Here is a 24,644-nt window from a genome sequence, read left to right on the forward strand (position 1 = left end):
TAATGGAGGCAGGGGTGGCCCGCAGCTTCAGTGTCTATGATGTATTCACCGACAGCAAACTCGCGGGCAATCCGCTGGCAGTCATCTTCGACGCCGAGGGATTGGATGACGAGGCGATGCAGGCGATCGCCAAGGAAATGAATCTCTCCGAGACGGTGTTCGTTCTACCGCCGCAAAATCCGGCGCATACGGCAAGCCTGCGCATCTTCACGCCCGGCCGCGAGCTGCCTTTCGCCGGCCACCCGACCGTTGGCACGGCGATTGCGCTGGCCGAGCGGACGCATGCCAGCCATGGCGGCGACGTCGATCTGGTTTCGGTTCTTGATGAGCGAGTGGGGCCGGTGCGCTGCGCTGTGAGATTGCGGCAGAGGAGCGCGAGTTTCGCCGAATTCGACCTGCCGCGGAAGTCACAGCAGATCATGCTGCCTCTCGACAGGGCCGATATCGCCAATGCACTCAGCTTGAAGATCACCGAGATCGGTTTCGAGAATCATGTGCCGTCGATCTGGAGCGCCGGCGTGCCGTTCCTGCTGGTGCCGGTGCACGATGTCGGCTCGGCCGAGCGGATGGAGTTCGATCCGCAGCTTTGGGAAAAGACCGTCCCCTTCGTCGACGGTGCGCTCGCCTCGGCCTTCATCTACTGTCGCGGCGCGCTCAATCACACGGCCAAGTTCCATGCCCGCATGTTCCCGGTCGGGATGGGCATTCTCGAGGACCCGGCAACAGGCTCGGCGGTGGCCGCGCTCTCCGGCGCCATCAACCACTTCGACCGCCTGCCGGATGGCCACCATCCGGTCATCGTCGAACAAGGAGTCGAGATGGGCCGCCCTTCCTTCATCCATCTCCATATCGACATCGACGGCGGCGAAATCGCCAACGCCCGCATCGGCGGTCAGGCCATACGCGTCGCGACCGGAATTCTTGAGCTTTGATTTTGTAAGGTTTTTGGGGCTCTTCGAAATTTTTTTGACGATTAACCAAAGAAAATTCATCTGGCCGCTGGACAATCAAACCGATCCTATTTATATGCCCGGTCACACCGCGAGCGAGCGGTTACGGGTGATTAGCTCAGTTGGTAGAGCAGCTGACTCTTAATCAGCGGGTCGTAGGTTCGAGCCCTACATCACCCACCATTTATCTTCTTGATTTGTCAGGAACATCGCTGAAAATGCTTATTAGCTTCCGCCATTCGAGCGGGAGCCATGAAGCATCAAAATCCCTTCTGCAGAACGCAACGTCCCGAAATAATCCCGAACATCGGCCTCCTGCGTCGTGATCAAAATGTTGACATTGATCTAAGGGAATTTTGCGCTCATGCAGGGAGCCGCAGCCGCCCACATGCGCTGGGTACTCTCCTCAATAGCGATCCCCAGCCGCCTAAGATCCTAATCGCCAAAGCGACTCGATTCGATACTTCCGTTTGGAGAGCGGACAAGCGACTATTGCGGTGAGTCTATCTGCCAACACCTCCATCTCCGCAGTCAGGCAGAACCGACTGCTATTCGTCCCTTGCAAAGGAGGCACGCGATTCTATCCATTCATTAGGCGCTACTGATCGACTAAGTATATGTCCGTCAACGCCAAAGGAAAAAGATGTCTGAACATTCGCGCTCGCTAGAGTCGACAAGGCATTGCCTCTCGGACCGAAAGCCTAAAGGGACCATTATTTATATAGTGGTTGCAGCAGTTGCTGTTATTACCGGGGTCACTTCAGTGCGCCACGAGAGCCCAGTGCCACAGCCGCCGCACATTGCGAAGATGCTTCAGTAAGTGGACTGATTGGTCCCGTCTGATTGAGCCCAGGGCGATATCCTTCCCTTAAGAGCCTTCCCCAAATGAGAAGAATTGGCTGAGCTGCGAAGCAGAAGTGCACCGAAGGATGCTCCGCGCTCAGTTGACTGCGGTTAGAGCCGCACATTCTCCGTGACGCCGTTGATGAATTTGAGCCATTCACCGGCTGCAAGCCTCTTGAGCACGGTTGACGCTGAGCCGTCGGTTGGGAACAATCCTCGCGGGCCTGGGTTCTGTTTCGCTAACGGCGCGATACGTCGTTGCGAAAGGAGGGCCCGGATGACGACACGCGAGTATGCCGGTTTGCTTGAAGACGCCGCCAACCGCGTCGCGGATATGTCGCGTGCAGAACTTCAGATCATATTGCGGCGAACTGCGTTGATGCTCAGAAATTCCGCCTCGGTGGCCTTGGATGGCGATGTAGAAGACGTGATTGCCAGCATCGCCGACGAACTCGGTATGACGCGAAACGACATGATCCGCTACATCCTCAAGGAATGGCTGAAGACGAACTCATATCTGCCGATGCGGGAGCTGGATAGCCCGGTGGATGGCTCTGCCTGAGCAACGAACCACTGATCAGTGCAGCGCGTCGATCACCTTCGCGTCTGGATTCGCAGCGCAGGCTTTGTCGATGGTTTCGCCCAATTTGCTTTCCTTGAGCGTGCCAAGCTTTGGGTCGCCTCTGGTGGCATCATACACTGCTGAGATTATGTCCTGCATGCCTTGGTGACTATCCGAATTATACTCTTTGCAGGTCACAGTGGCTGGATCGACGGTTGCCGCACTGAGTGTCGACAGCGCGAGCATGAGGAAGGCGAACGATAGTGCAGGGGTGCGGACCATGTGACCCTCCATCGTGAAATGGCCGATCCAGAAGACGACGGTTATGCTATCAGATTTCGTTGCAGACGTCTTCCGTGGCTGTGCACGCTCTGAGCATGGTCAGCGCCATCGCCGCAACTTCATTGCACATGATTTATTGCATAAGGCGATGCCGGGAGGCGGTTCGAATAATCGGGGTCCGGCGCAATTAGCGTCGCGACGATCAAGATGCATCCCATCGCGATGACTGCTCCGGCATAAAGAATGAGCGCAAGGTGGCTTTCGTGCGTGGCCATGGCCGAACTCATAGATCTCTGAATCTAACTGCCGGCGTTAAAGGAAGTTCCCCGCATTGGTATGTACCACCGGTGCGATCGACGGATCGCTTTCGGAGCAGGACCGACTTATGAAATTGGAGTTGAGAAACGGGGATGAGCGGCGGACGCACAGCTATACCAATTCGCCATCGCTGGCCTCTGGATTCCGCCATTCGGTTTGGGGCTTAATTAATGCCTTTTATGCCCGCCGCCTTCCATCACGCTGAATACCAAAATGGCTGCGAGAACCAGAACCAGCATATAGTCGAAGGGGGTCAGCAGGTGGAGCAGTTCCATGATGTTTCTCCTCCCAGAGAACACGTACCAGAACAATCGGCAGTATGTGCCTTTGTTCCGTGTATGCCAAGATTTTCACATCTTGCGGTGCAATAGAGCTATTGTGCGAGGCACAACCAAGTGCTTGTTTGCACAGCTCTTCTCGGCTTGATGAATGCTAGCGGCCCATTGGAAAACCATCGAGCTGCCGTCGGCGTCGTATTGTCAATAAATTTTATAGAGTATATTCCTATGCCTTGGGACATGCGCGGTTGATGGCGGCGAGGTGTCCCGCGCAGTCGAGCGATCTGGAAGGATTTGACGATGACCACTTGTTCTCACGATCAGTCGCGTGATCGGCCTGTCATCGCAATCATTGGCGGCGGCGTTTCCGGGGCGGCGGTTGCCTTTCACTTACTGCAATCGCAAGCGCTGCAGCCCGGTCAGCTCTTCATTTTCGAACCGCGCGCCAGACTCGGGGCCGGGCTTGCCTATGATACCCGCGACCCTGCCCATCGCATCAATGTGCCGGCGGCAAAGATGAGCCTGCTTCCCGACGACATCGAGCATTTCCAGCGTTGGCTTCAGGAAAGCAATGCGCTGGAGGGCGACGAGACGGCTGTCGCGGCGAATGGCGGTCTGTTTCCGCGGCGCGGGCTTTTTGGTCGTTATATCGGCAGTATGGTGCAGCCTTTTATCGATAGCGGCGCCATCACTCATGTTGCTGAGCAGGCTACGGATGTCCGGCGCCTAGACGGCCGCTGGGTGGTTACGGGCGAGGCGGGGCGGCGCTTGGAGGCGGATATCCTTGTCATCGCCACGAGCCATCCGTCGCCGCTGCCGCCGCGGTCGTTGCAAAATGCGCTTGCCGGCCATCCGCGTTTTGTTGCGGACCCAACGCGGCCGGATGCACTCGATGCTATCAGGGCCGCCGACCGCGTGCTGGTGGTCGGTAACGGCCTGACTTCTGCTGACGTCATCGCCTCCCTCGAGCTGCGCGGTCACAAAGGACCGATCACCGCAATCTCGCGACGTGGGCTGCGGTCGCGCGGGCATGCGCCGGTCAAGCAGGAGCTGTTCGGCGATTTCGTCAGTCACCCGTCGCGGACGGCACTTCATCTTCTGAGGCGGGTGCGCGCCGCCATTCGCACGGCGGAAGGCGAGGGGTGGAGTTGGCATGCGGTCATCGATCAGGTGCGCGCGCAGGGGCAGGATTTGTGGCGGGCATTGCCGGTCAACGAGCGGCGTCGCGTCGTGCGGCATTTGCGGCCCTTTTGGGATGTGCACCGTTTCCGTGTTGCGCCGCAGGTGGAGGCCGTCAGTGAAGAGGCGATTCGCGCCGGCAGGCTGGAGGTGTTCGCCGCCTCCGTCGCATCCGTAGAGGCGAGGGGCGAGGTGATTGAATGTACGCTCCGGCTCGGTCGATCGGATAAGAGCCTTAATCGCCAATTCGACGCGGTCGTGGTGACGACCGGGCCGGGCCATCGCGGCATTTTGGGCTCGCAAGGCTGGATCGGCGCGCTTGCGGATACGGGCTATCTCGCTATCGATGCCGCAGGGCTCGGCCTTGCCTGCGACACGGCATCGCGAGCGCTCGGCGTGGACGGCAAGTTGGCACCATCGCTGTTCATTTCAGGACCTCTCGCCCGGGGTACTTTCGGCGAATTGATGGGCTTGCCTGAAGTGATCGAGCATGCCGTCTTCGTCTCCGAGCAGGTGGTATCGGCAGTTGCGGACCACACCAAGCACAAGCATAACAAGCTAAAACTCGACAACAGCGCTGCATAAAGGCATAAAAAACGCAGAATCGTTGCTTTGACGATACATTTGCCTAAATTTACTCATATAAACTATACAATTTGTGAGTTATTGTCTTGTTCGGAGGAGGCGACGGCGTTACTTCCGTGGTCAATGACGGAACAGAGCCGGTTGAGTCTCGATCGAACCATGCCGGACTTCCAACAATCGATTTTGCAGTAAAGCGGATAGCGATGCTCACGAAAAAAGGAAAATACGGGTTGAAGGCTCTCGTGGACCTGGCACGTCTGGGGCCGGGCGAGACTGCGTTTATCAACGACATCGCATCCCGCAACAATATCCCGAAGAAATTCCTCGACACTATCCTGTTGGAACTGCGCAATGCCGGCGTGCTGCGCTCCAAGAAGGGACCGGGTGGTGGCTATTCGCTGTCGCGCCCTGCCTCCGACATCCGCATCGGCCATGTCATCCGCACGCTCGACGGTCCGCTCGCGCCGATCCGCTGTGCCAGCCGTACAGCCTATGAAGCCTGCGACGATTGCGCCGATCCGGAGCGCTGTCATGTGCGCCGCTCGATGACGGAAGTCCGTGATGCGATTGCGGCGATCCTCGACAATATGACGCTCGAACAATTCGTTGCCGGCGGCGGGCCGGGAATCGAGATCGAAGAGCAGGAAGACTATCGCGCTTCGAATATCGGCTGACCCTTTCAGCCATTCCCTGATTGTTCGTCGTCTCCAGCTTTTGAGAACCACAGATCCTTGTAGATCGCGACGGCGGATTCATCAGGCGCGCGATCCTCGGTCAACCAAACCCTCCTGATCGACCAGGCGTCGTCAACGCTTGGGGACTTGCTGCATTCGGCAAGATCAGAGGCGCCGACGCAGGGGATGAACCATGACGGCATCAAGGGCCGTGCCGTATAGCCAGTCTCCGTGCGCGTGATCAGGACAGCAATCCCAGCCTTCTTGTTGGCCTGCCAGGGAAAGATGATGCGGCCGCCCGGCCGCAATGCTTTGAGCCACGATGCCGGTGGGGCGATTGCTCCGGCATTCATGTAGATGAGATCGGCGTCCGGCAGCGCCAGAGTGGTTGCGTCGCCTTGTATCAGGGAAATTCCCTCGAATGGCCTCAGATTTTCGCGCGCACGACTGGCTAGGTCTTCTTCAATTTCGAATGCATGAACATGACCGTTCGGCAGCACCAGCATCGACAGAAGTGCGGTGTAGTATCCCGTTCCCGCGCCAATATGGATGACTGTCTCGCCGGACTTCGGAGAGGCAAAGCCGATCCAGGCCGCGTGCAGGAAGGGTTCCCCATTGTTGATGCCCTTTGTTCTGTCCAAAGCGACGAGCGCATTTTGATAGAGAAAGGCGGGATCGGCGCTGGGCGTTTCGACATATCGCCGATTGACCGTTATCAGCCAGGGCCCCGGCCCCAGGAAGGTTTCGCGCGGCACAAGCTCAAAAATCCGCTCTAGCCTTTCATCCAGGGAATTGCTGGCGGCAACCATCATTTTCGCGTGGAAAGCTCGTATCTCATCCAAACTGGCACGGCGATTTGCAGTCACGGGCTCCCCCCATTTTTCTGCTACAAAATTCGTCAGAGCGTCCAGTTCTTCGGCGGGATCACGCCGTTGAGATGGTAGTTGCCGACGATGTGATATTTCCAGCGTACCGGGTCGTGCAGCGTATGGGTCCGGGCATTGCGCCAGTGGCGGTCGAGATTGAGGCCGATGCGCGTGGAGGAGGTGCCAGCGAGCTCGAACAGCGTATTCGAGGCCTCGATGGCGATTTCCGTCGTCAGGGTTTTCGCAGCGGCTACGGCAAGCGTTGCCTCGATCACATCGTCTTCGGTTGGGTTGATCTGGGCTATATCGATCTTCTTGCCGGCGCGTTCCAGCATCGCGGCGGCCGCCTCGATGCGAATGGCGATCTGGCCTATTCTCGCGATGGTCAGCGGATCGTCGGCCGCTCGCTCGACGCCGCTGTCCGTCCAGGGACGGGCATGCGTTTTCACAAACTCCACGGTCTCGGCGAAGGCGGCCCGGGCGATGCCGAGATCGATGCCGGCATGGATGATTTGGCCAACCGAACCGATGGTCGTTGCCCGCTCGAAGCCTTTGTGATGCAGGACGACAGCGTCCGCGTTGACATAGACATTGTGCAGGATGGTCGTGCCGCTGCCGGATGTGCGCTGGCCGAAACCGTCCCAGTCGTCGATGATCTGGATGCCTTCGGTGCCGCGCGGAACGAGTGACATTGTGAGGTCGTCCTGCGCATTCAGCGCAAAAATGGCGATCCAGTCGGCAAAAAGCACGCCGGTGGAATAGAATTTGCGGCCGTTGACGCGAAAGCCAAGTCCGTCCGATGTCAAGCGCGTATTGTATTGACCGGCCGTTGCCGTGCCGAGTTCGGAGAATGCATTGCCGAAACGGTCACCGGCCAGCGCCCTGGAGAAGAAGAAGTTCTTCTGCTCTTCGCTGCCGTCGATGCGCAGCGCTTCCAGAATGTAGAAATGGTTTTGCGGAATTTGTGCGATCGAAGGATCGGCTTCGGCCAGGATAGCGATGATTTCGGCAAGAACTGAGTTGGAGATATCGAGGCCGTCATGTTCGGACGGAGTGGTGATGCCGAGCAGGCCGGATTGCGACAGGGCCTCCAGTTCTTCGTAGGGCAATACGCGGTTGATGTCGCGGTCGCTTGCCTGCTGAGAGAACCGGGCGGCCAGCGATCGCGCGATCTCCAGCGCTTCCTCATCGCTTTGAATGCGGTGTGCGAGCGGCCTGACCCGCTCGTGCAACTGTGAAACAGTTCCCATTCATGACCCCATCAGGGTTGGCATATCAGTGACTTAGCGGTGCGAAAGCGGTATGATCGTAATTTCTATAGATCTACTCTACAATGGTTTTTCTTTGCTTATCCAGATTTCGCTACCCGCCATAATAGGCATCGAATGGAGAAATTGTAAGCGGGCGGCTCAGTGCAGCCGCCGCTGGCAGCAGGGCTATCAGCTATTTTCCGCGTTCACCAAAAGGGTCTGGGATCAGCGGGCCAGGTCGGCGAAACCACAGGTGCACAGCGTCTTGTGCGAGGCCATGTCGTAAATGTGATCCACCTTCAAAGACGTCGGTCGCAAGAAAGCGCTTGCTACCGGCGCATTTTCGCGCTTTCATATACGACTAAATAAGTAGACAATAGCAACAATTACCTCGTCGGGCCGCCGAAAGGCTCGATATGTGAAGGTTGACGAAGTGAAATTGGTTCCTGGTTGCGTGGGAACCCGCCCAGAGCCTCTCGTTTTCAGACGCCCTGGGTTCAAAAGAACCAGAGCGGCCATTGTGCGTTTACGGATGCGCGGCGCTCTAGCGGCCAAGCGTTCGGTGGCCGCGCGCTGTGTGCGGTTCACAGGCAAAGTATCAGTATGCCCTTAGAAAAGCATGATCGACCACCTCTTTGCCCCAGGAGTTGATATGACGGTTCAGGGACTTTTTTCCGCCAGGGCCAACGCCTCGGCACAAGCCTATGCAATACCGCGTATCGCCGTCATCGGCCGCGGCTTTTCCGGTATGATGATGGCAATTGCCTTGATGAAAACGGTGCGGACGCCGTTTCATCTGCAGCTTTTCGATCCCAATTCCAGCGTCAGCGGCGGTCAGGCTCTGGCGTCCGGCCATAGCAGCGAAATCCTGAACAGCCGTGTCCGCGATCTCTCGGTTTCTGCTGGCGATCCCGATGATTTCAACGATTGGCTCTGTAGCAATGCGACGTTCCGCAGTGCCGTGCCGGCTGCAATACCAGGGTTTTTGCAGATATTCGTCCCCAAGAGCATTTTCAGCGACTATGTCTACCAGCGCTTTTCCGAGGCGCTGTCGTCGCGGCGGGATATAACCGTGCAAGTCAGCGGCGAGACGGTGACCGGCCTTTGCCGCAGCCATGGTGACCGCTTTATGGTCGAGAGCGCCGGCGCTGCCAATCCACCGTTCGATACGGTGATCCTGGCGACCGGTTACGGCATTGCCGATCATGAGCCGCAGAGCGGTGAACCCGTGGCGACGCCGACGACGGTCCGCGCGCGCCGCCTGGTGTCACGCCCGCATACGGTATTGCTCGGCAGCGGTCTGCGCGTCGTCGACCGGCTGTTGCAGATGCGCGACAACGGCTACGACGGCCAGATCACCATCGTTTCGAGACATGGCTTCCTGCCGCAGAGCCACACCCGCAGCAATGCCGATCCGGTCTTTCCCGCAGAAGCCATGCCCGGCAGTCTCAGCGACATCGTGCGTTTCATCCGGCGGGCTTGCGAGAACGCCGAGGCGAACGGGCAAAGCTGGCAATCCGTCATGAACGGCCTGCGCAAACATGCGCGCTCGCTCTGGCGTTCGCTGCCTGCGGGACAGAAGCAGCAATTCAATCGCCATCTGCGCGCTCTTTACGATAGCCACCGTAACCGCCTGCCGGAGGCTCTCTATGTCCGGCTGAAGCAAGAGCTGGCGGAGGGCAATACGCTGTCGCGCCGCGGGCAGTTCCTCCGGCGCACGCCGACCGGATTGATGCTGAAGCCCGCGGGTCAGCAAGGCGTGGAACAGATCTATGCTGACGAGGTGATCGATTGCCGCTGCCAGGAGCCTGATCTCGACACGCCATTAATGTGGAGCCTGATCGAGGCGGGCCTCGCCACACCGGACGAACTTGGTCTCGGTCTGGCTGTCGAAGCGACGGGTGCGCTTTCCGTGGATGGACAAGCGACCGAGGGGCTTTTTGCCATCGGCCCGCTGGGACTCGGGAGCTTGCCGGATATCGATCTCGTGCCCGAGATCGTCACGCAGGCCTATGCGGCTGCGGATGGGGTGGCTGCGCGGTTCTATCCGCAGTGCAAGGCTGTGTGACCAGGATTGATCTTGCCGGCCCTTCAATAAGCTCGGGGCGAGATAGCGTCCACGTTCGCCATAGCCTCCAATGAATAAGAGCTTTGGAACCCGTCGCCGCATCTGATTTTTGTTGTTGAAATTAGTAACGTAATAACATAACGAAATTACTTCGATCATGCAGCCGGGACTTAGGGTAGTGCAGACATTGATCATATCGCCATTGCTCGTTTCGATTTTCTGTGAGATGAACGACGCCGATGGTGCTGCCGCCGGAATCATCCGGAGGGCGGCTGAAAAGGGAACACGGTGCGGATTACCCATCAGGGGCCAAAACCGTGGCTGCCCCCGCAACTGTAAGCGGAGAGCGCGTTCGCGATATACCACTGGCTTCATGCCGGGAAGGTGCGAATGGGCTGTGACCCGTGAGCCAGGAGACCTGCCATCGATAACGTCAACCGCAACGGACGGGGTGTTCCGATGGAAATTCAGTGGTTGGGCGGGGGCGCATTCGCGTCCGCAAGCCCTATCTTGACTTTGCCTCCGGCGAAATCTCCGGGAGGCTTTTCATGGACAAAGCGAAAGAGCAGACGCATCGGATCACCGTGTGCACGAGTTGCCGCCACGTCGGCGCGCCATGCCATCCCGGTCTCGATCTGCTGAAACATTTGCAGGCGGCTATTGCCGAGGCCGGTGCGACACTTTCCGACGATTTCAGTCTGGAGGGCAGTGTCTGCATGGCTGGCTGCGACCGGCCATGCACCGTCGCCTTCCAGACGTCGGCAAAGGCGACCTACCTCTTCGGTGACATCTCGGGCGAGGCCGATATCGGCGCGCTCGTCTCCTTCGCGGAGCTTTATCGCGATCGGCCCGATGGCCTGACACGGGAAGGCGATCGCCCGAAAATGTTGGGCGGCAAGACATTGGCGCGCATTCCGGCAGCCATCCTTTCAGCCGAGCGTCACGCGACGCTTTTGCAATAGGAGCGGGTCATGCTGGAAAAATGCTTGCGATTGGAAGCTGACGGCGTCACCTGGGGCCCGTATAGGGGAAAGCCAATCATCCGGGACATCAGCCTGTCCGTGAAAACCGGAGATCGGCTGGCGATTATCGGTCCGAACGGGGCGGGCAAATCGACCCTGCTGCGCTGCCTCTATCGTGGTATCCGGCCGCAACAGGGTCTGGTGCGCCTCGACGGCACCGATCTCTGGTCGATCGGCCCGCGCGAAGCGGCGCGGCGTATCGCCGTCGTCCTGCAGGAGACGCCGGGTGATTTTCCCTTCAGCGTTCGTGACGTGGTGATGATGGGCCGCATTCCCCATCGCAAAGGCATGGCGCGTTGGAGCGAAGAGGATCATGCGGCAACGGCGGCGGCGCTTCTCCGCCTGGACCTCAAGCATCTGGCGCTCCGGCAATTCGCGTCGCTTTCGGGTGGCGAGAAACAGCGGGTATTGATTGCCCGCGCGCTGGCGCAGGAGCCGGAGCTGATCATTCTCGACGAGCCGACCAATCATCTCGATATCCGCCATCAGCTCGAAATATTGGCGCTGTTGAAAGGCCTTGGCCTGACGATCATCACCACTCTGCACGACATCAATCTCGCCGCCGATTTCGCGACGCATGTTGCTGTGCTCGATTCCGGCCGTCTGAGCGGTCACGGCTTGCCTGCCGAAGTTCTGACCGCCGAGCGCATCTCATCCGCATTCCGTGTCGAAGCGAGCCGTCAGGTCGCGGGCGACGCATCCCATCGTTTTAGTTTTTCTCTTCGATAATTTGGAGCCGTTTATGTCTTTCCGCATGTCCTTGTCCGCCACCGGCTTGCTACTCGGCACACTCTTTGCCGGCGCTGCTCTGGCTGAGCCCGTCACCGTGCGTAGCTGCAATCGCGATGTCACCTTCGACAAGGCGCCGGCGCGCGCCGTTTCGAACGACGTCAATCTTACGGAGATGATGCTGGCTCTGAAGCTCAGGGATCGTATGGTCGGATATACTGGCGTTTCCGGCTGGAAGACGCTGGATGAGAAGCTCAGGGACGGCATTCAGGAAATGCCGGAGCTATCGCCGAAATATCCGACCAAGGAAGTGTTGCTCGGAGCCAATGCCGACTTTTATTTCGCCGGCTGGAACTATGGCATGAAAGTGGGCGGTGAGGTGACACCCGAGACCATGGCGCCCTTCGGCATCAAGGTCTATGAGCTCACCGAATCCTGCATTTTCGTCATGCAGAAGAACAAGCCGACGATGGACGACATGTTCGTCGACCTGCTGAATCTCGGCAAGATTTTCCGCGTCGAGGATAGGGCCGAGGCCTTGGTTGCCAGCTATCGCAAGCAGCTTAGCGATATCCGGTCGAAAATCAGTCATGTCGACAAGCCGACCCGCGTCTTCGTCTATGATTCCGGCGAGGAAAAGCCCTTCACCTCGGGCCGCTACGGCATCCCGACGGCAATGATCGAAGCGGCTGGCGGCAGCAATGTCATGGACGATGTCGAAAAGAGCTGGACGGAGGTCTCCTGGGAGCCGGTGATCGAGAAGAACCCCGAAGTCATCGTCATCGTCGATTATGGCCAGGTCACCGCAGCCCAGAAGATCGCATTTCTGAAGAACAATCCGGCCTTCAAGAATATCGATGCGGTGAAGAACGACCGTTTCGTCGTGCTGCCCTATGTGGAGGCCACGCCGGGACCGCGCAACATCGAAGCCATCGCCGCGCTGGCGAAGGCATTCCATCCCGAGGCGATGTAACCAACGACAATGCCGATCCGTCCAGTCGATTACTGGACGGATCGCTTCCTGGATTTTCGCATGCGCCTCGGCCTTCCCATTATGATCCTGCTCCTTGCTGCTTTCTTCGCCATGTCGATCACGGCCGGCGTCTCGTTTGGCGCGGCGCCGATCCCGTTTGCGACCGTATGGTCGATCGTCGGCAACAAGCTGCATGCCGGGTTGTTTCCCGTCACCTGGTCAGGCGGACAGGAAAGCATCGTTTGGGACGTCCGTTTTCCGCGCGTCATCCTGGCGTTGCTCGTGGGGGCCGGGCTTGCGGTCACCGGAGCGGTGCTGCAGGCTTTGACGCGAAATCCGCTGGCTGATCCACATCTTCTCGGCGTTTCCTCAGGTGCGGCTTTCGGCGCTATATTGGCACTCCTGCACACGGGGCTCATCTTCGGGCTGTTGACTGTCCCGTTATTTTCCTTCGCCGGCGCGCTTCTTGCGATTGCCGCGGTGGCGCTGGTAACGCGGCTGACGCGTTCGCATTCGGCCGACCGGCTGGTGTTGTCGGGTGTCGCCGTCGCCTTTGTCTTTACCGCGCTCGGCAATCTCCTGATTTTTCTCGGCGACCCCAGGGCGGCCAATACCGTTGTCTTCTGGATGCTCGGCGGCTTGGGGCTGGCGCAGTGGCAGCATCTGATCTATCCGGCCGGCGTGTTCCTCGTCTGCCTTTGCGTGCTGATGCTGAAATCACGGGAGCTGAACGCGCTTGCTATGGGCGATGAGACGGCAGCGACGCTCGGCATCGCCGTATCGCAATTCCGCTTCCTGCTGTTCATCGTTACGGCGCTGCTGACGGGCGTCATGGTCGCCTTTTCGGGAGCGATCGGCTTTATCGGACTGATGGTGCCGCATTTCGTCCGGCTGCTTGCCGGTGGCGACAACGTCCGCGTCGTACCGCTGAGCGCCGCCTTCGGAGCACTGACATTGGTCTGGGCCGATATGGCCGCGCGGCTTATCATGGCGCCGGAGGACATGCCGATCGGCATCGTCACCGGTCTGGCAGGCGGCATCGCCTTCATTCTGATCCTACGAAAAAGCTGAGCAACGCGTGGTGTTCCCCATTGCCGGCCGCCGCTCGTGGACCTATTTCCCGACGGGCATGCCGGAGGAAGAGAATGGCCGTATATCCGATTGTTTGTACGCCAGAGGAGGTGCTGAGCTTCTGGTTCGAGGAATGCACGAGCGAGGATTGGTTCCGCTCGACCGTTGCTCTCGACGAAGAAATGCGCCGTCGGTTTCGCGACACGCATCTGGCATTGGCAGCCGGCGTCCCCGATCTTTGGAGGACAACGCCCGAAAGCCGGCTTGCGGCGGTCATCGTCCTCGATCAGTTCGCCCGCAACATCTATCGCGGCACGCCGCTGGCCTTTGCGACGGATGGTTTGGCATTGCAGGAGGCGAAAGAGGCTTTGGAGGTCGGCGCGGATCAAGGGATGCCGGCGGAACGGCGGATATTCCTCTATATGCCGTTCGAGCATGCCGAGGACCTTGCCGAACAAGACCAAGCCGTTGCGCTTTTCCGCTCGCTCGGCCTTGAAGAGCAGATCGACTATGCGCTTCGGCATCGTGCCGTCATCGCCGCCTATGGCCGCTTCCCGCATCGCAATGTCTTCCTTGGCAGGACGTCGACGGAGGCGGAGAAAGACTATCTTGCCCAGCCAGAAGCGGGATTCTGAGGGAATAAAGGTGTAAATGCCTTTGTGTCGCCTTTCTTTGCCTTACAAGGCGTACGCGTAGGGAATATGAAATTCGCAATCACTGTATGGGAAGACCCCGTTCTTCCATTGTTTCGTGCGGCGAATCCGTTTGCTCAGCCGCCAGCGACTTAATCTGCGACGAGGAGCTTTGCTTGCGCCTGCTGACACACCGTTTCCGTTTTTTGCCCGTGCTGCTTCTGGCACTGAGCGCAGCCACTGTTGCCGGCTCTTTGACGGGCGGGCACGCTTTTGCCCAAAATCAGCAACAGGCACAGCCCGCGCAGCAATCGGAACTGCAGCCCGCAGCTCAAGCGCCGCAGCCGACGCAGCTCGCCAATGGTTTGTTGGAAACTGCCGTTGCCGATCTTGCCAAGGCCAAGAAGGACTTTGCCTCGATCGAAGGGGAATCCAAAGAGGAGGGGGCAGATGACAGTGCGCTGGTGGCCCTTTCCGGCCGGGCGGATGAGCTCAATCGCTCCGTAGCGGCGATTTCCGCGCGGTTGAAGCCGCGCGCTACAGAGATCGACGCGCGCCTGACGCAACTCGGTGCGCCGCCCAAGGAGGGGCAGCCGCCGGAAGCAGCGATCGTCACCCAGGAGCGTGACCGTCTTAACGCCGAACGTTCGCAGATCAGCGCCGTGACCGTCGACGCCGATAATCTTGTTGCTGCGAGCAACCGGCTTGTGATGCAGCTCGTCGAAATGCGCCGCAAGTTGTTTGCCGAGACACTGTTCAAGCGTACGGGCGTTTCCGCCACCACATTCGAGGATGCGGGAACGGCCTTTGTCAACGAGGGCGCGGAGTTCAGCACTGCCGTAACAAGCTGGATCGGCTTCGTCGTGAAGGCCAAGCTCGGTTCGCTCCTCACCGCCCTCTTCCTATCGCTTGGTGCGGCGCTGCTTTTCCTGTCCGGTGGCTATCGGTTGTTCCGCAGATATTATGTGCGGGACGAAAATATCGAAAATCCGCCCTATATCAGCCGCCTCTCGGTCGCCTTCTGGTCAACGCTGATCCGCACGCTGTCGCTGGTCGCGTTTCTCGTTACGTCCTTTTTCTTCCTGTCGAATTTCAATGTGCTGCGGCCGGATATTGCGCCGGTCCTGGCGGCTCTCTTCGGCTTCATCGGGCTGGTCTATTTCGTCGGCCGCCTGGCCAATGCCGTTTTTGCGCCCTTCAGGCCGCATTGGCGGCTCGTCAAGCTGTCCAACAAAGGCGCTCGTTCGCTAAGCTGGTGCATGCAGGCCATGGCCGTCGTCAATGGTCTTGATTATGTTTTCGACCGCATCAGCGAATCCATGGGTTCGCCTGTCGTCGTCACCGTGGCGAAGAGCTTCTTTGCGGCGCTGTTGATCGGCCTCATCCTGATTGCCGCCTCCTTCGGTTCGCCGATCCTCGCAAAGAACGGCAATCCCGATGCTCCTGGCCGGCGTTGGCCGCATGGCATGGCGATCATCCTTCGGGTGCTCGGTACATTGCTGATCTTCACGGCTTTTATCGGCTATGTCGGTCTGGCGCGCTTCATCGCAACGCAGTTGATCGTCACCAGCGCCGTTCTGGCGACCATGTATCTCGGCTTCCAGCTCGGTAAGTCGGTGTCGAGGCAGGGCGTTTTTGCCGAAACGATCATCGGGCGCTTCCTCGAAAGCCGTTTCGCGCTCGGCGACGTCGCGCTCGATCAGGCTGGTCTGGGGGCGGGCCTTGCGACCTACGCCGTCGCGCTTATGACCGGCATTCCGCTGATCCTGCTGTCCTGGGGATTCCATATCCAGGATCTGGAGCTGATCGCCTATCGACTGTTCACCGAAATCCGCATCGGCAACATCTCGATTTCTCTGGTCGGCATCTTCGCAGGCGTTCTGCTCTTTGCCGGCGGTTATCTCGTGACGCGCTGGTTCCAGCGCTGGCTGGACAGCAATGTCATGGCGCGGGGGCAGGTGGACTTGGGTGTCCGCAACTCGGTGAAGACCGGCATCGGCTATCTCGGCGTAGCGGTGGCGTCTATCATCGCCATTTCGGCTGCCGGCATCGACCTGTCGAGCCTGGCGCTCGTCGCCAGCGCGCTCTCGGTCGGTATCGGTTTCGGCCTGCAGAATATCGTGTCGAACTTCGTCTCAGGCCTGATCCTGCTGGTTGAGCGGCCCTTCAAGGTCGGCGACTGGATCGTCTCGGGTACGTCGGAAGGCATCGTCAAGCGCATCTCTGTGCGCGCCACCGAGATCGAAACTTTCCGCAAGCAGTCGATCATCGTGCCGAATTCGGAGCTGATCAACGGCTCGGTCGGCAATTGGACGCACCGTAACCGCTTGGCGCGCTCGGAAATTCCGGTTTCCGTCAGTTTCGATGCCGATCCGCAGAGAGTTATGGACATTCTGCTGGAGCTGGTGCGCGGCATCCCGAAGGTGCTCAGGAATCCCGAGCCGCATGTCGAATTCCTGCGCATCGGTCCGTCTTCGCTCGATTTCGAGATGCGTTTCTACCTCTCCGATCTCTCCGACGGCATGGAGATCCGCAACAATCTGCGCATCGATATCCTGAAGCGTTTTCGCGAAGAGGGGATTGCCATTCCCTATCCGCATCAGGAACTGCACATCGTCCGCGACAGCAAGCGAGGCAGACAGACCGATCTGTTGGCGACCACCAATCTGGCCGATTCCGCAGACGGGCCGGAAGTCGTTCCAGAAGATCTCATCAAAGACATTGCTCCGCCGGCCGAAGAGGAACTGCCGCAGCCGCTGGAGGTCAGGAGCGGCGTTCGCCGTCGCGGCAAGGCATCCGCCCAGTGATGTGGTCACGAGGATAATGCGGCGTTGCGCCTGATATCCGAACGTCCAGAGTATAATAAATGAGAAGGCGGCCCGATGGTCGCCTTTCATTTATGGGAAACCAGTCGACTTAATAAATATTCAAGTGCTTTGCTGTAGAAAATTGGGACGGGGCCGATTTCTATTAGCAGGTTTAATCATGCCATTTTTGGGTATTTCGGGAATGCAGTATTCCGGCGGCTCGCTTGCTGGAGCGCGTATTCTTCTCGCCGAGGATTCGAATGTCTTTACGTCGATGATCAGCGCGAAGCTGAAGGAACTCTTCGACATCGACATCGAAATCTGCCGGAACTTCGAAGAATTGCAGTTTGCCTATGACAAGTCGTCCGAGCCGATCCGGCTGGCGATTTCCAACATCAATCTGCCGGGAGCAGAAAAAGGCGAGGCGCTGGAATATCTGATCGATCTCAGCATCCCGACGATCGTTTTCACCGGCACGTTCCACGAAGGCATGCGCGACGAGCTGATCGCCAAGGATATCGTCGACTATATTCTCAAGGACAATATCTTCGCCGTCGATCTGCTGGCTGAGTCGATTTGCCGCTTCCTGACCAATCATCGTCATCACGTACTGATCGTCGACGACAGCGCCACGGCGCGTGCTTTGCTGTCCAGCCGTCTGAAGCGCTATAATTTCCGCGTCAGCGTCGCCGAGAACGGCACAAAGGCACTGGAGATCCTGAAGGCCAATCGCGACATCGGTCTGATGGTCACCGATTACAACATGCCCGACATCGACGGCTTCGAACTGACGCGCCGTATCCGGGCCAGCATCGGTTCGCATGAGCTGCGCATCATCGGTGTCTCGTCGTCTACCAACAGGTTGCTATCGGCGCGCTTTCTCAAGGCCGGCGGCAATGATTTCATTCTGCGGCCGTTCATTGATGAAGAGTTCTATTGCCGCGTGAACCAGAACCTCGACACCTTGCTGCAGATCCAGTCGATGCGATTGAGTGCGTGACATGCCGGAAGAAGGAGCCGACCGAGTTTCAGAAAAGTAAAATATGAGGATAATTCATCTTCAGTACAAGATTTCTGCAATCTCTGGTTCCACTTTCTTCACGAATCCTGTTCACGATGGAGTTGAAGGACGGCGCCATTTTCGCTCGCGATAGGCAACAGCGATCGGTGCGCGCCGTGTGGTCTGGGAGGACTTGAAGTCAAATGGTGTTCCGCGTGGATTTCCTCAGCGATGGCCGTAACCGTCGCCGCGGCAGCCAGAGCATACTTCTGGTTGAAGATTCGCGCATGTTTTCTTCGGTCCTGTCCCACCGGTTCCAAACCGAACTCGGCCTCAATGTTGTCCATTGCGCCTCATTGAAGGCGCTGAATGAAGCGTTGGCGGTAGATGGGCGCAGCTTCACCATGGCTGTGGTCGACCTCAATCTGCCGGATGCACCCCATGGGGAGGCGCTGGATGTTGCCATCACTCACCATATTCCCACCGTCGTTTTCACTGCGTCCTTCGACATGGATACGCGCAACCGCATCATGGAGCGCAGCATTGTCGATTACGTCCTGAAGGACAATGAATTCGCCCTCGACAATCTCGTTTCCACCGTACGGCGGGCCATCTCCAACCGCGGCACGCGGGTGCTGGTAGTGGATGATCTCCCGTCGGCGCGGCGCGTGCTGGTGGAGCTCCTAGAGGCGCAGCAGTTCAAGGTGGCCGAAGCCGGCACCGGTGTCGAAGCGTTGGCGGCGCTTGATGACTACGGCGACATAGAAGTGGTGGTGACCGATCATCATATGCCCGACATGGATGGTTACGAGCTGACCCGGCGTATTCGCCATCGCTATGGTTCGGATCGGATGAGGGTCATCGGCATCTCCTCTTCGAACGACCGCCTATTATCGGCGATGTTCCTGAAGGCCGGCGCCACCGATTTCATCTATCGTCCGTTTGTGGCCGAAGAGCTGCAGTGCCGCATAGCGCACAATGTCGAAACCCTGATGCAGCTCAAGCAATTGCGCGCTGCCGCCGCGAGCGACTATCTGACAGGGCTCTATAACAGACGCTATTTTTACGATCATGGTCCGCGGATCGTCCACGAATGCCTGCGCCATCATCGGCCGACCTCGGTCGCGATCCTCGATATCGATCATTTCAAGCATCTGAACGACACCTATGGCCACGAGATCGGCGACCAGGTGTTGAAGGCCGTTGCCGGCCGGCTTCATTCGCTGTTCGAAGGCAGCGAGAACCTGCTGTCCCGTCTCGGCGGCGAGGAGTTCGCTATCCTATTCACCGAAATGGATTCACGCGCAGCAACGGCGCTGTGCGACGAGGTGCGCGTCAATCTCTCCAATTTGAAGGTGAATGCGGACGACGAAGAACTCTCGGTGACCGTGTCGATCGGTGTCGCCGAAATTGCAGGTCGTGAGGCATTCGAGAATTATCTCAACGCGGCCGACCAGTTTCTTTACATGGCCAAGCACAAGGGCCGCAATCAGGTCTATTCCGACGCCAAGATGACGGAGGAAGCGGCCGAATAGCCGCCTCCATCAGCCAGCCTTAGACAACGACGCCACTGCGGTTGCTCGACAGGGTGAGCTTGCGCTCGGCGCGCTCCTGCTGGGGCGAGCGGTTGTAGAGTTCGCGATAACACTTGGAGAAGTGCGAGGCGGAAACGAACCCGCAGGCAACCGCCACCTCCACGACCGGCATCGACGACTGCACCAGCAGGTGACGGGCACGGTCGAGGCGGATCTCCAGATAATAGCGCGCGGGCGAGCGGCCCATTTCCTGGCGGAAGAGGCGCTCGATCTGACGGCGCGAGAGGCCGGCATCGTCGGCGATTTCGAGCAGCGACAGCGGCTCGGCGAGATTGCTTTCCATCAGCTCGATGATCGACAGCACCTTGGCGTTCTGAACACCGAGGCGGGCGCGCAGCGGCAAGCGCTGGCGGTCATGCGGGCTGCGGACACGGTCGGTAAGTTGCTGCTCACAGACGCGATTGACAAGGTTTTCGCCGAAATCCTGTCCGATCAGGTTGAGCATCATGTCGAGCGAAGCGGTACCGCCGGCGCAGGTATAGAGATTGCTGTCGACCTCATAGAGATCGGCATAGACTTCGGCCTGCGGGAAGTTCTCGGCAAAGCCGGGGAGATTTTCCCAGTGAATGGCGCAGCGCTTGCCGTTCAGGAGGCCGGCCTGGGCCAGCACATGCGCGCCCGTGCAGAGGCTGCCGACGGCCACGCCACGATTGTAGGTCTCGCGCAGCCAAGCATTGACAGACTTGTTGAGGAACTCCTCGACGTAGATTCCCGAACAGACGAGCACCATGTTCGGCCTGTTCTCACCGCCGAGATTGCGACGCTCGTCGGCGAGCGATGTATTGACTTCGAGGCCGATGCCGCTGGAGGAATAAACCTTCTGGCCGTCGGTCGAGGCCAGTCGCCACGTGTAGGCTGGGTAACCGAGCATGCGGTTCGCAATCCGCAGCGTCTCAACCGCAGCCGAAAACGGCAGCATGGTAAAGTGGGGAACGAGGAAGAAAACGAGGGAACGCGTCTTAATCGGAGTCTTGCTCATATCAGGAAAATCCATCCTCCAGGACCATCCTGTATTCCTTGCGTCAAATGCGTCGGCTCGATGGTCCAATAGCGACATTGGCATGGATAATAGCGGCCGCAAAGAGATATTTGTGCAATCCCACTAAAATTGCCGCTGCGAAGAAAGCAGGCGAAGCGGGTAAGCAATTTCGTGAAGCAACTAAATATATATGTCAGCAACAATCGAAATAAAAACCAAATACGCGCTGAGATGCATAAATGTTCGAAAGGCGACACCCGGTTTGGTTGAGTGTCGCCTTCAGAATTTACAGCATGTCACGATCATCGACCGGCCCTGGAATTCTTGGCTTCGTCGACGGCCGGCCAGCCGAGGTCCTTGCGCATGTCGTCCGGGAGAGATTCGAGCTCGCGCTCGGAGCGCCATTGCTGCCAGCGATCGGTAATCCGAGTGATGAGTTGCACAAAAGTGCCAGCCGACGGAAGCGGGCTCCGCGTCCTATCGGAATGTCTATAGGTGATCGTCGTCATTTCAAGGTTCCTTCGGTTTTCAGATGCCCGAAAGGTCGCGACCTTTACGAGCTAATATGGGGGTACTTCGCCCATCAATCAAACGAATAGATCTTATAGATGCCATTAGCATTCTTGAACGATCGTGCGCTGGCAGGCTTCCGTTCGAGGGCGGAGATCACGCGATCCGGGGGCAGGCCGCGGGCGTTGACGTCGTCGATCAGATGCGCCGGGAAATGCGTTGCGATTTCATCGAGCGTGTGTTGCGCCGTGCGCTGAATGTCTCGGGCGCGCATAAGGTTGAACAAGCGAGATGCCTCGCGAAGTGCTGTGCTAGTCATGGTTCTTGCTCCTTTCGGCCGTCTCTATCAATTTCGTTAGGCCTAATATGGTGCTTCGTTGACATTCAGACAAATGAAATGATATGGTGTTTAAAATCAGAAAAATTGAAGGATGCCGTTATGACCGTACCGCTCCGCCGGCCCATACCGCTGCTCGACAATGAAGTTCTGCGCACCTTCGTCGCCATCGCTGAAACCGGCAATTTTTCGACCGCTGCCGATGCGGTTTTTCGCACGCCGTCCGCTGTCTCAATGCAGATCAAGAAGCTGGAAGAGCAGCTTGGCGTGACGCTGTTCCTGCGCGATGCACGCTCTGTCAGCCTGACGCAGCATGGCGAAATGCTGCTCTCCTATGCACGCAACATCCTGGCTCTTTCCAATGAGGCCGTGTCACGCTTCATCATGCCCGAACTCAGCGGTGTCGTGCGGCTCGGCGCGCCCGACGATATCGGTGAGCGCCTGCTGCCGAGCATTCTGAGGAGTTTTTCGGAGAGTTATCCGGGCATCATGGTCGATGTTACAGTCGACATGAGCCTCCAATTGAAGAAGCGTATCGAGGAGCAGCGGCTGGATCTGGCGCTGATCAACTGCGCGACGCGGCCTTTCCCGACGGAGGGCGAGGTGATCTACACCGAGCGCTTGGTCTGGGCCGGCGCAAAGTGCGGTACGGCCTATCGCCGCGATCCGTTGCCGATCTCGATTTGGGAAGATGGCTGTATCTGGAGATCGGAGGCCCTGGCGCAGCTCGAGCGGCAGAAGCGGCCTTATCGCGTTTCCTATCTCAGCGCCCACACGATGGCGCAGCGCGCCGCTATCGTCTCGGATCTGGCCGTTGCGCCGTTTCCACGTTCCTACATCACGGAGGATATGGAAATCCTTGGGCCGAATGAGGGGCTGCCGGAACTCACATCCTTCGACATTCGTTTGCTGACGGCATCGCAGATGACAGGACCGATGAAGGCGGTGGCCGATAGCATCCGGCAGGCGTTCGTAGAGATCGGGCGGAAAATGGCTGCGTGAGCCGCAGCCTTTCACCTATTACTCGCGGCTGCGGCGACGTCTGCGGCCGCCGCCTTCGCCAGCGGCATCGTCGGCAAGCTGCTTGCGTTCCGGCAACGTCACCACTTTCGACAGTTCGGGGAAGGCATCGACCTTGTTTGGCAGCGCCATCGCGTAGACAAAATGCTCCTGAAATTTTGATTCAAGCGCCGTCTCTATCTTCTCGATTTTGCTGACGGTTTCCTCGATCTCGCGGCGGTGGCCGCGGTTGAGGAGGGCCATGCGAGCGCCGGTGCCGGCGGCGTTGCCGACCGCCTTCACCTTGTCAAGGGCGCAGTCCGGAATCAGACCCAACACCATGGCATATTTCGGATCAATGAAGGTGCCGAAGGCGCCGGCAAGGCCGATGCGGTCGACATGGGTGATGCCCTGCTTGTCCATCAGCAGCTTGACGCCGGCATAAAGCGCGGCCTTGGCGAGCTGAATGGCGCGAATATCATTCTGCGTCACCGTAATGCGGGGTTCGCCATCGCGCAGCAGATAGGAGAAGGTACGGCCGTTTTGCAGGATGCGTGGCGAGCGTTCCGCCATGCTGCCGTCGACAACGCCGTCTTCGGAAATGATGCCGGTCAGGAACATCTCGGCGACTACCTCGATGATGGCCGAGCCGCAAATGCCGGTGACGCCGACTGTGGCGGCGGCTTCCGCAAAACCGGGTTCGTCTGACCATGGTTCGATGCCGATGACGCGGTAGCGCGGCTCAAGGGTGACGGGATCGATGCGCACGCGCTCGATGGCGCCGGGAGCGGCGCGCTGGCCGCTGGAAATCTCGGCGCCTTCGAAGGCCGGGCCGGTCGGCGAGGAGGCTGCGACGACACGATTGCTATTGCCGAGCACGATTTCGGCGTTGGTGCCGATATCGACCAGCAGCATCATTTCGTCTTGCCGGTGCGGCCCTTCGGCCAGCGTCGCGGCGGCGGCATCGGCGCCGACATGGCCGGCGATGCAGGGCAACATGTAGACGCGCGTGCCGGCATTCATCGGCAGGCCGATTTCGGCTGCTGTCAGATGCACCGCGCCAGAGACGGCAAGCGCAAAGGGGGCGCCGCCGAGCTCGGTCGGATCGATACCGAGGAAAAGGTGGTGCATAATCGGATTGCCGACGAAGACGGCGTCCAGAATGTCCTGGCGCGATGCACCGCCATCGGCGCAGACCTTGTCGATCAGCCCGTTCAGCGCCTCGCGCACGGCGTTGGTCATGGCACCGCGGCCGTCCGGATTCATCATCACATAGGAGACGCGGCTCATCAGGTCTTCGCCGAAGCGGATCTGCGGGTTGGATGCGCCCGCGGATGCCACTGTGCGGCCCGACAGCAGCGAAGAGAGATGCATGGCAATTGTCGTCGAGCCGATATCGCAGGCAATGCCGTAGGCCTCATTCTTCAGGCCCGGATAAAGTGCGATCAGGCGCGGACGGTCGCTCTCACGATCCCTGTGGATCGCGGCCGTAACCTTCCACTCGCCCTTGCGCAGGATCGATTGTACCTGCGGGATGATATGAAAATCGATTTCGAGATTGTCGTATTTCCAGTCGGCGGCCAATGCGGCTTTCAGCCGGTCGAGATCGCCTGACGGTTTGTGCATATCCGGCTCTTCGACCTCGACGTAGCACATATGCACGGCCGTATCGCGGGCAATGACGCGCTCGTCGGCGGCCTTGCGGACCACCTGCGCATTGATCACCGTATCCTGCGGCACGTCGATGACCAGATCGCCCTGGATCAGGGCTGAACAGGAGAGGCGACGTCCGTCCGGCAAGTCGCGGACTTCGGCGTAGCGCTTTTCCTTGGGCCCGATCGGCGAGAGGTGATCATTGGCAGAGACGATCTTGTGCTTGGCGAAATTGCCTTCCTGCACCGACACCTGGCAGCGTCCGCATGTCGCGCGACCACCGCAGACGCTCTCGACATAGACGCCAAGCTGTCGCGCCGCCTCCAGCACCGGTGTGCCGACCGCGAAACGGCCGCGCTTGCCGGAGGGCATGAAGAGGACGAGGGGGTCTAAGTTGGTCATTGGACTCGGCTTTCGGACAATTTCCCTACGGAGGCCCCGGTTGTCCCTCACCCTAGCCTCTCCCCATGAACGGGAGAGGG

General features: G+C 58.9%; 21 protein-coding genes, 1 tRNA gene and 1 riboswitch. Of the genes, 15 read left to right on the top strand and 7 right to left on the bottom strand.

The features are described 5' to 3' along the window. Positions 1-14 precede the first annotated feature (14 nt). The 3 genes from GGD50_RS10390 (at position 15) to GGD50_RS10400 (ending at position 2,355) form a co-directional block, all read left to right on the top strand. Positions 15-932, top strand: a complete 918-nt coding sequence (locus GGD50_RS10390; RefSeq protein ID WP_107108377.1) for a PhzF family phenazine biosynthesis protein — start codon at positions 15-17, stop codon at positions 930-932. A gap of 125 nt (positions 933-1,057) precedes the next feature. Further along, positions 1,058-1,133: transfer RNA gene (locus GGD50_RS10395), tRNA-Lys, on the top strand. A gap of 937 nt (positions 1,134-2,070) precedes the next feature. Further along, the gene (locus GGD50_RS10400; protein ID WP_107108376.1) at positions 2,071-2,355 is read left to right on the top strand and encodes a CopG family transcriptional regulator; all 285 of its coding nucleotides are present in this window, start codon (positions 2,071-2,073) and stop codon (positions 2,353-2,355) included. Positions 2,356-2,370: 15 nt separating this feature from the next. On the opposite strand, the gene GGD50_RS10405 is transcribed toward GGD50_RS10400, so the two are convergent. Next, positions 2,371-2,637, bottom strand: a complete 267-nt coding sequence (locus GGD50_RS10405; RefSeq protein ID WP_107108375.1) for a hypothetical protein — start codon at positions 2,635-2,637, stop codon at positions 2,371-2,373. An 896-nt stretch (positions 2,638-3,533) separates the two neighbouring features. Between GGD50_RS10405 and GGD50_RS10410 the strand changes: the two genes are divergently transcribed. Both GGD50_RS10410 and GGD50_RS10415 read left to right on the top strand, forming a co-directional pair. Next, the gene (locus GGD50_RS10410; RefSeq protein ID WP_107108374.1) at positions 3,534-4,997 is read left to right on the top strand and encodes an FAD/NAD(P)-binding protein; all 1,464 of its coding nucleotides are present in this window, start codon (positions 3,534-3,536) and stop codon (positions 4,995-4,997) included. Positions 4,998-5,200: 203 nt separating this feature from the next. Further along, positions 5,201-5,671: an RrF2 family transcriptional regulator gene (locus tag GGD50_RS10415; protein ID WP_104823420.1), complete on the top strand. Its 471-nt coding sequence runs from the start codon at positions 5,201-5,203 to the stop codon at positions 5,669-5,671. Positions 5,672-5,676: 5 nt separating this feature from the next. Here the strand turns inward: GGD50_RS10415 and GGD50_RS10420 are convergent, their stop codons facing one another. Together GGD50_RS10420 and GGD50_RS10425 are read right to left on the bottom strand one after the other, a co-directional pair. Beyond that, positions 5,677-6,537 (bottom strand): protein-L-isoaspartate O-methyltransferase family protein, encoded by an 861-nt coding sequence (locus tag GGD50_RS10420; RefSeq protein WP_245407470.1) that lies wholly within the window; start codon positions 6,535-6,537, stop codon positions 5,677-5,679. A gap of 32 nt (positions 6,538-6,569) precedes the next feature. Continuing rightward, on the bottom strand, positions 6,570-7,787 hold the full coding sequence (locus GGD50_RS10425) for an SfnB family sulfur acquisition oxidoreductase (protein ID WP_107108372.1): 1,218 nt from the start codon (positions 7,785-7,787) through the stop codon (positions 6,570-6,572). A gap of 652 nt (positions 7,788-8,439) precedes the next feature. Between GGD50_RS10425 and GGD50_RS10430 the strand changes: the two genes are divergently transcribed. The 9 genes from GGD50_RS10430 (at position 8,440) to GGD50_RS10470 (ending at position 19,624) form a co-directional block, all read left to right on the top strand. Next, the gene (locus tag GGD50_RS10430; RefSeq protein WP_107108370.1) at positions 8,440-9,855 is read left to right on the top strand and encodes an FAD/NAD(P)-binding protein; all 1,416 of its coding nucleotides are present in this window, start codon (positions 8,440-8,442) and stop codon (positions 9,853-9,855) included. Positions 9,856-10,078: 223 nt separating this feature from the next. Beyond that, positions 10,079-10,295: riboswitch (cobalamin riboswitch) on the top strand. Between the two features lie 108 nt (positions 10,296-10,403). Continuing rightward, the gene (locus GGD50_RS10435; RefSeq protein ID WP_107108552.1) at positions 10,404-10,817 is read left to right on the top strand and encodes a DUF1636 family protein; all 414 of its coding nucleotides are present in this window, start codon (positions 10,404-10,406) and stop codon (positions 10,815-10,817) included. A gap of 9 nt (positions 10,818-10,826) precedes the next feature. Then, positions 10,827-11,606, top strand: a complete 780-nt coding sequence (locus GGD50_RS10440) for an ABC transporter ATP-binding protein (RefSeq protein WP_107108369.1) — start codon at positions 10,827-10,829, stop codon at positions 11,604-11,606. Between the two features lie 13 nt (positions 11,607-11,619). After that, the gene (locus GGD50_RS10445) at positions 11,620-12,579 is read left to right on the top strand and encodes an ABC transporter substrate-binding protein (RefSeq protein ID WP_107108368.1); all 960 of its coding nucleotides are present in this window, start codon (positions 11,620-11,622) and stop codon (positions 12,577-12,579) included. A 60-nt stretch (positions 12,580-12,639) separates the two neighbouring features. Then, the gene (locus GGD50_RS10450) at positions 12,640-13,650 is read left to right on the top strand and encodes a FecCD family ABC transporter permease (protein ID WP_107108551.1); all 1,011 of its coding nucleotides are present in this window, start codon (positions 12,640-12,642) and stop codon (positions 13,648-13,650) included. 74 nt (positions 13,651-13,724) lie between these two features. Next, on the top strand, positions 13,725-14,285 hold the full coding sequence (locus GGD50_RS10455; RefSeq protein ID WP_107108367.1) for a DUF924 family protein: 561 nt from the start codon (positions 13,725-13,727) through the stop codon (positions 14,283-14,285). Between the two features lie 173 nt (positions 14,286-14,458). After that, entirely contained in the window at positions 14,459-17,089 is a 2,631-nt protein-coding gene (locus tag GGD50_RS10460) for a mechanosensitive ion channel family protein (RefSeq protein ID WP_107108366.1), read from the top strand. A 178-nt stretch (positions 17,090-17,267) separates the two neighbouring features. Beyond that, positions 17,268-18,089, top strand: coding sequence for a response regulator (locus GGD50_RS10465; RefSeq protein ID WP_107108365.1), 822 nt, complete (start codon positions 17,268-17,270; stop codon positions 18,087-18,089). Positions 18,090-18,292: 203 nt separating this feature from the next. Continuing rightward, the gene (locus GGD50_RS10470) at positions 18,293-19,624 is read left to right on the top strand and encodes a diguanylate cyclase (protein ID WP_107108364.1); all 1,332 of its coding nucleotides are present in this window, start codon (positions 18,293-18,295) and stop codon (positions 19,622-19,624) included. A gap of 19 nt (positions 19,625-19,643) precedes the next feature. Here the strand turns inward: GGD50_RS10470 and GGD50_RS10475 are convergent, their stop codons facing one another. The 3 genes from GGD50_RS10475 to GGD50_RS10485 all read right to left on the bottom strand — a co-directional run bounded on the left by GGD50_RS10475 (position 19,644) and on the right by GGD50_RS10485 (position 21,492). After that, positions 19,644-20,663 (bottom strand): GlxA family transcriptional regulator, encoded by a 1,020-nt coding sequence (locus GGD50_RS10475; RefSeq protein ID WP_348626963.1) that lies wholly within the window; start codon positions 20,661-20,663, stop codon positions 19,644-19,646. A gap of 302 nt (positions 20,664-20,965) precedes the next feature. Next, positions 20,966-21,172: a hypothetical protein gene (locus tag GGD50_RS10480; protein ID WP_107108362.1), complete on the bottom strand. Its 207-nt coding sequence runs from the start codon at positions 21,170-21,172 to the stop codon at positions 20,966-20,968. Positions 21,173-21,246: 74 nt separating this feature from the next. Next, positions 21,247-21,492, bottom strand: a complete 246-nt coding sequence (locus tag GGD50_RS10485; protein ID WP_107108361.1) for a hypothetical protein — start codon at positions 21,490-21,492, stop codon at positions 21,247-21,249. A gap of 78 nt (positions 21,493-21,570) precedes the next feature. Between GGD50_RS10485 and GGD50_RS10490 the strand changes: the two genes are divergently transcribed. Next, positions 21,571-22,512 carry a LysR family transcriptional regulator gene (locus GGD50_RS10490; RefSeq protein WP_181316066.1) on the top strand — a complete coding sequence of 314 codons (942 nt, stop codon included), beginning with the start codon at positions 21,571-21,573 and terminating at the stop codon, positions 22,510-22,512. Positions 22,513-22,530: 18 nt separating this feature from the next. On the opposite strand, the gene GGD50_RS10495 is transcribed toward GGD50_RS10490, so the two are convergent. Then, positions 22,531-24,564, bottom strand: a complete 2,034-nt coding sequence (locus GGD50_RS10495; protein WP_107108359.1) for an ASKHA domain-containing protein — start codon at positions 24,562-24,564, stop codon at positions 22,531-22,533. Positions 24,565-24,644 lie beyond the last annotated feature (80 nt).

Source organism: Martinezella paranaensis, from assembly GCF_014200235.1.
Taxonomy (GTDB): domain Bacteria; phylum Pseudomonadota; class Alphaproteobacteria; order Rhizobiales; family Rhizobiaceae; genus Rhizobium; species Rhizobium paranaense.